This window comes from Snodgrassella sp. ESL0324 (assembly GCF_013344955.1).
Lineage (GTDB): Bacteria > Pseudomonadota > Gammaproteobacteria > Burkholderiales > Neisseriaceae > Snodgrassella > Snodgrassella alvi.
This window is the reverse complement of record NZ_JAAEDS010000012.1, coordinates 585,823-598,027: the sequence shown is the minus strand read 5'-3', so window position 1 is coordinate 598,027 and position 12,205 is coordinate 585,823. Positions and strand designations below refer to the sequence as shown.

The following is a 12,205-nucleotide window of genomic DNA, read 5'->3' as shown; positions in this document are numbered from 1 at the left end:
GAAACTGCCACCAAAGCCCACAAATATTGAATTATTGCAAAGTCTGACCGGTGGTTTCGTAGCTATATTTTTTCTGATTTGGTTTAGTCGGGTAACCGGCTATACTTTAATAATGGCACCATTTGGAGCAAGTTGTGTACTCTTGTTTGCTGTATCTCAATCACCACTTGCGCAGCCAAGAAATGTTATTCTGGGACATTTAATTTCAGCTTTTTGCGGGTTACTGTTTTTAAAACTATTCGGTCATGATGTCATTACTATTGCTTTGGCTGTAGGCATAGCAATTATCGCTATGCAATATTTTCGGGCAGTGCATCCACCAGCCGGTGCTAATCCATTAGTCATTTTATTAACAGCAGATAAAATAGATTATGATTTTACTTTTCTATTGTTTCCAGTGCTGTCCGGGTCAGTAATATTGGTAGCAATTGCTTATTTAGTTAATAATCTTTTTAATCAAACGCATTGGCCTGTCTATTGGCTGGCACTCTTTAAAGAAAAGGAAAAATAATAATAAACCTATCATGTTGTTATCAGTAAATTGAAAAAACTGTGTGATACTTTTTTGGCGCAGAAAATTCGTCAGAAGATAAGGTAATCCAGTGTATATTAGCTTATGATAAGCTCGTACTATCTGCTGTATCAGTTATTAAAAAAATCTTAGTTGAAATGATTTATTAATCATTTCATGTGCTGATTAATAAATCATAATCTTTTGTTTAATTAAAATATTTCAGAATTTATTGTCTGAAGACTTTGATAAGCTTCAGATAAATATTAGTTGAAATCGATTTTCACGCCTTCTTTTTTAAGTATATTGGTTGCAATATTCATATCCGGTAGTGTTTCGCCGAAGTAAACCCGATTAGATAATTGCTGAGTGAGTATCGAATGTATCTGGTTAAATGCACCAATAGCGGTGAGATGGGACTGACCTTTAGGATCTGTAATGGATAAGATGGATTGAGCTGGCTGGTTGGCCGAATCTGTGCCTGTGAAATTGATTAAAATGCGGTGCTCATCACCTTTACCCGGATTGTATAGCAGTTTCTGGCGAAATGTTTTAAAACGTTGCGTTGAGATTAAACGCCAGAAGCCACTATGAATTAATACATAGAAAAGGCGGTTGGTTATATTGCTGTTAAAACCAATTCGTGTGGATACTGATCTGGCTTGGGTTAACATTGGCAAGGTTAACTGATCAGGTGTATCAAAGCGATAAACCCGAAAACGTTTTTTATCTGTAAAGCTGACCAGCCTGCTGTCTGAAAATGGCATACAGCTTTGAGTGTGTCCTTCGGCGATGACTTCAAAAGGAATCAGCATTCTGTCCATATAATCTACAGAATTGATTCCTGAGTTATCTTGCATAGAATAGAGAATATTAATATCTATGCTGTTTATCTGCTTGAATTTAAGTGTGTGCCGGAGTATCAGGCTGGCAGCTACACCAGCCATCCATGTGGAAGAAAATACTATGGGAGCATGCAACTGGTCGAATGTATGGGTATAGGTAATCGCTGTTTTTAATTTATCCGTCCAGCGGGTGATATCAAGATAGGCAATCTGATTTTTGATGGCAAAATGCAGTACGCGGTTATCGGGATCATTGGCCAGGGTTACGATTAATTGGGGTCGGATATTGTCTGGAAGCTGTGGTGTATTAATATCGAATTGTATTGCAGATGCTCTGGATAAGGTACTGGCAAATGCAGTTGAAGTATGTATATTGCGCCCGCCAATAATAATATGTACATCCGGATAATATTGATTTAACAGTGCCGCTACTTGTTTGCCTACTACACCATAGCCACCGATTAATAATACTGACAGCCGATTGTTCATGCAGACTTTCTATTTTAGGTTGATTGACCTAAAATAATATACTAAATAATTTATTTTTGGTCAATTGACCTATTTATAAAAATCATAATGTATTTCAGATATTAAAAAAGATAAACTTAACTCATTTTTTGTCAGGCCATTACCACATCTTTTAGAAATGAATTTACCGGATGATTTTGAAATTATTTATCCTAATATGATTATGAATAATCATATTAGTTTAGGTTCCTCCACGAATGATTTTTAAAATCTCGAAAATACCAAGTTATGGCTTGGTTCAAGTAGTAATCCTGGTAATGTACATGGTGTTAGAGTTAATATTGAGCCGTTCAATTCAAATGTTTATATTGATATTTTATATCAGCATGACCTTTGTAATGCTAATAGTGTACACACATTTTCAGAAAGTTTGATTAGAGCTTTAAATATGTTGATCCTATAAAGTTAATTATAAATGACTGACAAGGGGATCGTTGAAAGATTTGTTGTTAATATACGTATTAATATTTAGTTTACTAATTATTTTAAATATGAAATTATCAAATAAACTGGATTCGATTATAAATTTATGAAAAATTATTTTGTTCTTGTTTTAGTCGGATTTGCTGGTTTTATCTCTGCCGCAGATAATTGGGTTGCTTCACTTCTTTTACCTGACATATCTGAAGATTTCGGTATTTCAATTTCTCAAGTAAGTATAGTTTTAACTGCCTATTTAATTCCATATGGGGTACTTCAACCTGTCTATGGTTATTATAGCGATCGGTATGGTAGAAAAAAAATACTATTACTACTCATGCTTTGCTTATCAATCTCCACTCTATTGTGTTCGATAGCGCCCAATATTGCTCTACTTACTGTATGTCGATTTATCACAGGGTTATTTGCAGCAGGGATTATTGCAGTTTCATTAGGGATTTTAGGAGAGCTATACGAAAAAGAAATTTTAACTAAATTTGTTGGAATTTTTCTTGGTTTAATATTTTTAGGCCAGGGATTAAGTTCAGCAGTTGGTGGGTGGTTAATTGAAATAAGCAATTGGAGAAATATATTTATATTATTTTCAATATTATCCTTATTGTCATTTTTTTCCATCTTTTGCTTACCTTCAAGTGGCTATATAAATACAAAAAAATCGGCATTTATCAAAGCTATTTGTTCATTACTAGCACAGAATACATTACGTAAAATTTACTTTCTTGCATTCTGTAATGGTTTTATTGTGCTTGGGACATATTCTTATATTGGTGCTTATTTTTCAACTTCTCTTAGTGTTGATTATAGATATGTCGGTATTGGTCTTATGTTATTTGGTATTATTTGCTTTATGACGGGGTTTCTTAATAGATTTTTTTTGAAAAATATTGCAAATAGGAAAGTATTAATATCAGGGTTTTCCTGTTCGGCAATCTCGTTACTTCTGCTCATGTGCCATAACATACTTCTGACTTATTTCGCAACAATGTTTCTTGGAATGGGATATATTTTAGTTCAATCAATTCTTGCGAGTAGAGCTCTTGAGCTTGCGTTAAATGATAAAGGTCTATCATCAGGTATAATTGGTGTCGCCATTTTTGGCGGAGGGGGGATTGGTACTTATCTGGGAAGTCTGGTATTAGATGTTTCTGAATATCAAATGCTATTTTTATTATTTCTTTGTTTAATTGCGGTTCCGCTTTTTATTTCTATGTGTAGCAAGGATGTTTAAAATTAATTTATTCAACTAGAATTGGATTCTAGTAACAATGTAATGATAGATGTCTGTGTGGTTACATTGAATTCTTTAATAGTCAATCCATGAGTGAATTTTGAATTTATCGTTTTATTTATTCTAATAACATAACTGTTTCTATCGAATTTTAGTAAACTTATCACATTGATGGTTAAATTATCTCCAAAAAAAGAACAAATACTGACTACTGCCGCGCGGTTGCTGGCGACACGGGGCGGGGTGAATTTCAGTATGCGGATAGTGGCAGATGAAATGGGAATACGGTTAAGTAATCTGCAATATTATTTCCCTACGCTGGAAAAACTCTTTAGCGCGCTGGTTGAAAATATGCTGCTACTGGTTGAGCGGAAAATAAATCTTGCGCTAAAAAGTGATGCTGAAACGATGAGTGTACTGATAGATATCATTTGCTCAGAACTTGATGATGTTTACAATTGTCAGTTAATGTGGGAAATCTGGGCACTATCTGAACGAACAACAGAAGCTCATCATGCTATTGATTTGTTTTATCAGGAATATTTAAAAAAAATAGCTTGTTTCGTCCAATCACAGAATACTTTACTCAATAATGATGAAATACAGCGACGCGCATTAATCATTGTTAGCTTGCTCGAAGGCGTATGGGTGGTCGCGGGTAAAAAACGCTCGGGTATTGAGTTGGATAAAATTAAGGCAGATTTACTGCATACGATTAATCTGATTATCAGCAGCACCTGATCACGATGCGCAATATATTTATAAAAACAAATTGAGCAGTAATTTAAACCAAATATAGTCGGCCATTAGCAAATTGAAATTCTGCTCGGGTTATCAGATAATTTGGCTAATCAGATAATAAAATCAGAAAAATCCTGATTATATGAAAGCCGGAAAAAGCTCTCTTGCTTTTTCCGGCCTTATTTTTGCTGAATAATTTATTTTTTATATCGGATAAACTGTCAGCCACTGTCCCTGCTGAATATCAGTTTGTGCGGGAATATCGATTAATACCTGTGCATTCACGCAACCGGAAAGCATATGTGAACCCTGTTTATTTAATGGAATAACCTCCGGACCATTATTGGTAAAGCGTAAGCTTCCACGCAGGAATTCACGTCGTTTTTGCCGGTTCGGGGTTATGCTGAATGCAGCTTTGGCCTGATAGCATTCGGGTAGTGCTTGCAGAATATGGCGCCCGGCGGCTGTTTGCAGTGCCGGTAGTCCAAGCAGTTTGAAGGTAACAAAGCTGGCTACCGGATTGCCGGGCAGAAGCATGACGCGACATTCACCGATACAACCCCAGCCAAAGGGTTTACCCGGTTTTATCGCCAGTTTCCAGTGTTCTATACTGCCTAATTGTTGCAGTGCCGGTTTAACCAGATCACGATCACCTACAGAAGCACCACCGGAAATAATAATGCTGTGGCTGCTGGTGGCGGCTTTGGAAAGGGTTTCGGTGATGATATCGAGATTATCAGGCAGAATACCGCCGTCAATGATTTCAATAAATGTGTAAGTTTGAAGACAGGCCAGCAACATGGGGCGGTTACTATCATATATCTGATGTTGCTGTAACTGGCTATTGCCGCTTACCAGTTCATCACCGGTGGTAAATACGCTTACACGCAGTTTTTGGTAAACCTGTAGTTCGCTGAATCCCTGTGAGGCGGTCAGTCCGATTGCCTGAGCATTAAGTAATGCACCTTTTTCCAGTAAAGTTGCCCCTTGTTTCAGCTCTTCGCCCTGACGGCGAATATTTTCATTGGCAACGGGTGTGCTGGTGCAGCTGAGGGTGAGTCCTTCAACGCAGGTGTTCTCCTGCATAATTACTGCATCAGTATTGACCGGAATTCCGGCACCAGTGTAGATACGCATAGCCTGACCGTGTTGCAGGGTTAGCTGTCGTGTATCTCCTGCTGCGGCTGTATCGGTTAGTTGCCATTCAGAGCAATCGAGTCCGCATATCGCATAGCCGTCCATAGCGCTGTTGTCGAATGCGGGAGAGTCTGTAGTAGCTATAATGCTTTGGGCGAGAATACGCCCGGCAGCCTGATTAAGCGGTACGGTTTCAGTTTCGACTATGCGGCTTGCCTGTTGCAACAGGGCTTCCTGCCCTTGATAAAAATCCATCATAAGGTTGTTTCTCCGCTGCGCATGCTGGTAAACATTGCGCTGCTGTTATAGTTGGTAAACGGAATACTGTCGGCAAAGGTAACGATAGCATGCCGGTATGGCAGAATGACGGAGCGGACACTGTGTTTGCCAGTGCTGTTAAGCTGTTGCCGGATATGCTGTAAGTGACGGCGCCGCATCTGACAAACGACGGGGTGCAGAGTGAAAGAATCTGCGGCGCAAACAATGTCAAGTTCAGGCTGGCCGGATAGTTTCTGATATAAACCGGCAATGATATCGGTGTTGAGTAATGGCAGGTCACACGGTACTATTTGCAGATATTCAATAGCTTCCGGTAAATGTTGTGCAGCACTGATGATACCGGCAAGTGGTCCCATCCCGCTATAGGCCGGCAGATCAGAATATACGGGATAGCCGTATTTTTCTATTCGGGCAATATCCCGGTTGGCACTGATAATAATGTGCTCGCTGCAGTGACCAAGCTGATGCAGAAGATGTTCCAGCAATGGCTGACCATTTAGTGTCAGCAGGGCTTTATTGGCACCACCTACACGGGTACCGAGTCCGCCGGCCAGAATAATCAGCCCGAGCTTTGCATTTATTCCCATGATTTTGTGCGTAGCCGGTCTGTATGTTTCATTTCTACCCAGTGCTGCTGACCATTGGCAAAACATTCTTTTTTCCAGAATGGTGCTTCGGTTTTGAGGTAGTCCATAATAAAATGATTGGCCTGATAAGCATGTTCGCGATGGCCGCTGGCAGTAAGTACCAGTACTATTTGTGCACCTACTGGTAATTCACCCACACGATGAATGACGCAGGCGTAGGGTAAAGACCAGCGTTCGCTGGCACGGGTGATGATTTTGCTGATTTCATGCTCGGTTACTTCCGGCATATGAGTGAGATACAGATGACTCAGTGGTTGCTGCGGGTTATCGTTGCCGCGCACTTTACCAATAAAACTGACTACAGCTCCGCAATCCGGCGCAATTTTTTCAGCCAGTGCCAGTTCATGACTGAGGTTGAAGTCTTCTGTCTGTATTTGTATGCGTGTCTGCATTTTAACCTCCGGTTACTGGTGGTAGCAGTGCGATGCTGTCTCCGTCTCTAATGGCTGTGTTGCCATGCTGAATAATATTATTTACAGCAATTTTATATACTTTTCCCTCGGCCAGTACCTCGGAGAACGGTATTCCGCGCTGCCGCAGATAGGCGAGCAGGGTATTGCTGTCATCAAAACTGCATGCAAGCACTTCCTGTGCCATGCCCAGTTCTTCGGCAAAGCGTGCCAGATAAATAACCGTAATCATGATAAAGACATAGTTAAACCAATAATCGGTTATTATGCCGTGTTTTTTCTTTTTGTGGCAGATAGCTGCTGCCAATGCTATTGGATTTAAGTAATAATTTAGGATAAAATGCCGTTCTTTTCTTAATTATTCCAATCATTTGCCTTATTCTGAAATTTTTTTCTGATAACAGGCTTTTACCTATCTCATGCTGATTGACCGCTTCAACAGACGTATTGATTATTTACGAATTTCGGTAACGGATAAATGTGATTTGCGCTGTACTTATTGTATTCCGCAGGGATTCACAGAGTTTGAAAAACCGGTCAACTGGCTGTCGTTTGCTGAGATTGAGCGTGTTGCCGGTGCATTTGCCCGTATGGGCGTGTCACGTTTCCGTTTAACCGGCGGCGAACCGCTATTGCGCAAAAATCTGCCCGATCTGGTTGCACGGCTGGCGGCATTGCCCGGGGTTTCAGATTTGTCGTTAACCACCAATGGCACGCAACTGGACAGGTTTGCCTATGATTTACGCAAAGCTGGACTAAACCGGCTGAATGTGAGTCTGGATTCACTGCGGCGTGAATGTGTACAGGAGATTTCCGGTAAGGATAGCTTTGATAAGGTAATAAATAGTCTTCAGGCGGCACGCGATGCAGGCTTTGAGCAGATTAAAATTAATATGGTACCGCTGCCGGGGGTTAATACCGGTGATATAGAGGATATGGTGGCGTTCTGTATTGCCAATGGCTTTATTCTGCGCCTGATTGAAGTAATGCCGATGGGGGTAAGCGCCCGCGGACTGGATTATTTTAATTTACTGGAACTGATTGAAAATCTGCGCCCGAAATATCAGTTACGTGAAAGTAAACGTGTCTATGGAGGCGGGCCGGCTAAATACTGGGAAAGTGCGGATGGCCGATTTACTTTAGGACTGATTACGCCACGTTCCCAGCATTTCTGTGCCACCTGTAACCGGGTACGTATGTCTGTTGATGGGACATTGTATTTGTGTCTGGGGCAGGAACAGAGTATGGCATTAAAACCTTTATTAATGGCAAATTGTTCTGATGCTCTGCTGGAGCAGGCAATTCAGCAGGCAGTGGATTTAAAACCGGAAAAACATGAATTCAATGAAAAACCGGATAAAATTGTGCGCATTATGGCCAAAACCGGTGGTTAGTATTCTGGTTATTGCTGTTACCGGATAACAAAAGCCCGCTCAGGAAAGCGGGCTTTTGTTTTAGAACTAAATCAGAACAGGATGAGTGTCCACGGTAACAGATAAGTTTGTACGACGGTAAATAAGCCGGCGATTACACAGAAAAGCAGGCTATGACGTACGGTAAAGCGGAACAGATCTGATTCTTTACCGGCCAGACCCACAGCAGCACAGGCAATGGCAATAGACTGTGGTGAAATCATTTTACCGGTTACACCACCAACTGAGTTAACTGCTACAGCCAGTACCGGATCCATACCGACCTGCATAGCAGTATTAGCCTGCAGGGCGCCAAACAGAGCATTGGCAGAAGTGTCTGAACCGGTGAGGAAAACGCCTACCCAGCCTAGGAATGGTGAGAAAAACGGAAATGCTTTGCCGGTATCAGCCAGCGCCAGAGCCAGTGTGGAGGAAAGACCGGAATAATTAACCACGTATGCAAAAGCCAGTACTAATCCGATAGACAGTACCGGATAGCGTAAGTCGTACAGAGTATGTTTGAATGTGTCGACAGCCAGACGTGGTTTTATTTTTAATAGCAATATGGAAATAATAGCAGCCAGCAGTATGGATGTGCCCACTGCTCCTAACAGATTAAGTTTAAATTCGGCTGCGATAGGGGTGTTTTCCGTTACGATAGGTGCGGTTTTAATCACCAGATTATCAAGCCACGGCCATTGAATTTTAATCAGGCTGAATGAGTTAAACCATTCTTGCAGTGGTTTGATTGTCCAGACTGCAACACAAACGGTCAGAATAATGAAAGGCGACCAGGCCAGGGCAATTTGTTTGACGCAGTATTCTGAAGTACTGCGTTGTTTTTCAGGCTGCTGCATGCCGCTGAACGTAAATATCTGTTTCGGCTGCCAGAATCGAAGAAACAGCGCCAGACACACCATACTAACCAGGGCAGATGTAACATCCGGCAATTCAGGCCCGATAAAATTGGCTGTGATGAACTGGGTAACGGCAAAAGAAACACCGGAAACCAGCAGAGCAGGCCATGTTTGACGAATACCGCGCATCCCGTCCATGATAAATATCAGATAAAACGGAATAACGACAGACATCATAGGTAACTGCCGGCCGGCAAGCTGGCCGATATGAAATGGGTCAATACCTGATACTTGTCCGCCAACCAGAATCGGAATGCCCAGTGCGCCGAATGCTACTGGTGCAGTATCGGCAATCAGACACAGTCCGGCTGCATATAATGGTTTAAAACCAAGACCTACGAGTAGTGCTGCACTGATGGCAACAGGTGCACCAAATCCGGCTGCACCTTCCAGAAAAGAACCAAAGCAAAAACCAATCAGCAGCAATTGCAAACGCTGATCTTTAGTAATGGACAGAATAGATGAGCGAATGATGTCAAACTGTCCGCTTTTAACCGTAAGATTATAGAGAAAAACTGCGGTAATAATAATCCAGGCAATTGGCCACAGACCATAAAAGAAACCATACAAGGCTGAGGAAAGGGCGAGAGCAACCGGCATTTTATATGCGGCAACGGCCACGATAATTGACAGAATCAGCGTAATGGCTCCGGCAACGTGGCCTTTCATGCGCAAAACGGTGAGTGCTGCAAAAAAAAATATGATAGGTAAAAGGGCTGCCAGCAATGTGAGATAAATGCTGTTGCCTAATGCCGAGTAACTTTGTACCCATTGGTGCATATATTTCTCCTCAATGTATGAGTCTGTGTGTGATAAGTTGATTGGTATGTGCGTTTTTGAAAATGCTGAGTACTATTAATTTTTTAATGCTAACTAACACATGATGCATTGCAGGCTGTTACTTTAAAAAATAAAAATGTTAACGTCAATGTTTGTATATTATATTTTAATCTTTGTAATTAAGGCCGATGCGGCTGAATAATTCTTTTTTCTGCTCAATCAGAAGATAAATTTAGGATGATAATATATTAATTGTTTACTTTGTCTGATTTTAGTGTCTGAGAAAACAGATTATTTTTAATTATTGCCTTGTTTGGTCGGGTGATTTATAACTATATTGTTAATTTTATGTATGCTAGTGATAGCAGAGTTTAATTACTGTCTGTATACTGATACAGCAGAATAATAGATGTACAGTAATTGATTACTGTACGGCAAGAATAATATGAATGTTGTGCTGGCGCAGAAATGCAGCTGTTTGTATACCGATTGTCTTTTATCAGCCAAATTTGGGTCATAAGGAGAATTCCGGCATTGGCAATAAAATTGTGTTTGTCACAAAGTTGTCATGTTGGTCTTTTACAATAAGTCAGGGTAATTCCTAACATTAGGGAGAAAGCTGTGTCTGCTTCGTCTGCGGCTTCGTCGTCTGGGGCAATTATGTCTGCATCTAGTAAAACCAGTAAAGTAAGTAAAATTTTATTCCTGCTGATACTAATGGGTGGTCTGGCCTATGCCGGCGTTTGTATTTATCATGATTTGCAGGGAATTCCCACTTCTTCATTGTTGGTATATGCCTTATTAACAGTAGCACTTCTGATTGCGCTGGCGTTTGAGTTTGTGAATGGTTTTCATGACACCGCTAATGCAGTGGCCAGTGTTATCTATACACGTTCGCTTAAACCCAATACTGCGGTAATCTGGTCCGGAACGTTCAATTTTCTCGGGGTGATGCTCTCTACCGGTGCCGTGGCTTATGGTGTGATTTCTTTACTGCCGGTGGAGCTGATTCTGCATATGGGCAGTGATGTTGGCTACGCGATGATTTTTGCTTTGCTCTCAGCAGCCATTATCTGGAATCTGAGCACATGGTGGCTTGGCTTACCAGCTTCCAGCTCGCATACTCTGATTGGTTCAATCATCGGTGTGGGGGTGGCTAATCAGCTGATGTCGGCACATCAGGGAACCAGCGGTGTAAGCTGGAATCAGGTAATTAATGTTGGTGAATCGTTATTATTTTCGCCGTTACTCGGTTTTATGCTGGCTGCTTTGCTGTTAATTCTGTCTAAAAAATTATTGCGTATCCCTGCTTTATATAAAGCACCGGAAAATGATATGCCACCACCCTGGCCAATTCGTCTGCTGCTGATTTTTACCTGTACTACAGTAAGTTTTGCCCATGGCTCAAATGACGGACAAAAGGGTATGGGTCTGATTATGCTGATTCTGATTGGTACCGTGCCCATGGCGTATGCTCTTAACCATACTGTACCCAAGGAAGAATGGGCAAAATTTTCAGCTCATTCAGTGGCTGCACAGAAAACCATCCATGATTTGCTGCCACCGGGCTTTGTGTTGCAACAAGGTACAGATGTGCGGGCACAGGTCACAGCTTTAGTGGAAAATAAACAGGGTACGCCGGAACAACTGGACGCACTGGCTCAGTTGGTAGAAATTGTGGCGCATGATGTGAGTAAAAGCGACAGTCTGCGTAATTTACCGCCTGAACAGGTAGGTAATATCCGCAACGATATGTATCTGGTGTCTGAATCAATGACCTTGTTGCAAAAAAATGCCCTGGTTCATCAATACAGTCTTAATCAGGTACAGATGGATAGTTTAAAGACATATCATACGTCAATTGATCATGCCACTAAGTATATTCCGGTTTGGGTAAAGGTACTGGTTGCACTGGCACTCGGACTGGGTACCCTGGTTGGCTGGAAACGGATTGTGGTAACAGTGGGTGAAAAAATCGGCAAAACCCATTTGTCCTATGCACAGGGTGCTTCTGCGGAATTGGTAACGGCCGCGCTGATTTTTGCTGCTGATCGCTTTGGTCTGCCAGTAAGCACAACACATGTACTGACTTCCGGTATAGCCGGTACGATGGCTGCCAATAAAAGTGGCCTACAAAAATCCACAATTCGTAATCTGGTGATGGCATGGGTGCTTACTCTGCCGGTTTCCATTCTGCTGGCCGGAGGCTTATTCTGGTTTTTTCGGATGATTTTCTGAGTATGTATTATTATTTGTGTTCTGAGTGGTTATAAACTCTGTAATAATTTGCCAAATGCTCTTGCATGGTACGGTATTTCACAGTTTAATG

11 protein-coding genes are annotated in these 12,205 nt (G+C 41.3%); 5 read left to right on the top strand and 6 right to left on the bottom strand.

All coding sequences use genetic code 11. The features are described from left to right. Positions 1–112 precede the first annotated feature (112 nt). Positions 113–511: an HPP family protein gene (locus tag GYY70_RS04840; protein ID WP_202984440.1), complete on the top strand. Its 399-nt coding sequence runs from the start codon at positions 113–115 to the stop codon at positions 509–511. Between the two features lie 266 nt (positions 512–777). Here the strand turns inward: GYY70_RS04840 and GYY70_RS04835 are convergent, their stop codons facing one another. Next, entirely contained in the window at positions 778–1,845 is a 1,068-nt protein-coding gene (locus GYY70_RS04835; RefSeq protein WP_174831449.1) for a saccharopine dehydrogenase, read from the bottom strand. 568 nt (positions 1,846–2,413) lie between these two features. On the opposite strand from GYY70_RS04835, the gene GYY70_RS04830 reads away from it, so the two are divergent. Further along, entirely contained in the window at positions 2,414–3,553 is a 1,140-nt protein-coding gene (locus GYY70_RS04830; protein ID WP_174831448.1) for an MFS transporter, read from the top strand. Positions 3,554–3,724: 171 nt separating this feature from the next. Continuing rightward, positions 3,725–4,294, top strand: a complete 570-nt coding sequence (locus GYY70_RS04825) for a TetR/AcrR family transcriptional regulator (RefSeq protein WP_174831447.1) — start codon at positions 3,725–3,727, stop codon at positions 4,292–4,294. A gap of 204 nt (positions 4,295–4,498) precedes the next feature. Here the strand turns inward: GYY70_RS04825 and glp are convergent, their stop codons facing one another. From glp to GYY70_RS04805, 4 genes are read right to left on the bottom strand one after another with little or no spacing between them, the layout of a single operon-like run. Next, the gene (gene glp, locus GYY70_RS04820; protein WP_174831446.1) at positions 4,499–5,689 is read right to left on the bottom strand and encodes a gephyrin-like molybdotransferase Glp; all 1,191 of its coding nucleotides are present in this window, start codon (positions 5,687–5,689) and stop codon (positions 4,499–4,501) included. Beyond that, complete coding sequence (locus GYY70_RS04815; protein ID WP_174831445.1) at positions 5,686–6,297, bottom strand: molybdenum cofactor guanylyltransferase; 612 nt, start codon at positions 6,295–6,297, stop codon at positions 5,686–5,688. Before GYY70_RS04815 ends, glp begins: the two co-directional genes overlap by 4 nt. Then, positions 6,288–6,749: a molybdenum cofactor biosynthesis protein MoaE gene (locus GYY70_RS04810; RefSeq protein ID WP_174831444.1), complete on the bottom strand. Its 462-nt coding sequence runs from the start codon at positions 6,747–6,749 to the stop codon at positions 6,288–6,290. The genes GYY70_RS04815 and GYY70_RS04810 overlap by 10 nt, the downstream gene beginning before the upstream one ends. A gap of 1 nt (position 6,750) precedes the next feature. Then, complete coding sequence (locus GYY70_RS04805; protein ID WP_174831443.1) at positions 6,751–6,999, bottom strand: MoaD/ThiS family protein; 249 nt, start codon at positions 6,997–6,999, stop codon at positions 6,751–6,753. Between the two features lie 187 nt (positions 7,000–7,186). Here GYY70_RS04805 and moaA point away from each other — a divergent pair, with 187 nt between their 5' ends. Then, positions 7,187–8,161, top strand: coding sequence for a GTP 3',8-cyclase MoaA (moaA, locus tag GYY70_RS04800; RefSeq protein ID WP_174831442.1), 975 nt, complete (start codon positions 7,187–7,189; stop codon positions 8,159–8,161). A gap of 71 nt (positions 8,162–8,232) precedes the next feature. Here moaA and GYY70_RS04795 read toward each other — a convergent pair whose 3' ends face one another. Then, positions 8,233–9,876 (bottom strand): lactate permease LctP family transporter, encoded by a 1,644-nt coding sequence (locus GYY70_RS04795; protein WP_174831441.1) that lies wholly within the window; start codon positions 9,874–9,876, stop codon positions 8,233–8,235. A 660-nt stretch (positions 9,877–10,536) separates the two neighbouring features. Here GYY70_RS04795 and GYY70_RS04790 point away from each other — a divergent pair. Continuing rightward, the gene (locus GYY70_RS04790) at positions 10,537–12,114 is read left to right on the top strand and encodes an inorganic phosphate transporter (protein WP_174831440.1); all 1,578 of its coding nucleotides are present in this window, start codon (positions 10,537–10,539) and stop codon (positions 12,112–12,114) included. Positions 12,115–12,205: the final 91 nt, after the last annotated feature.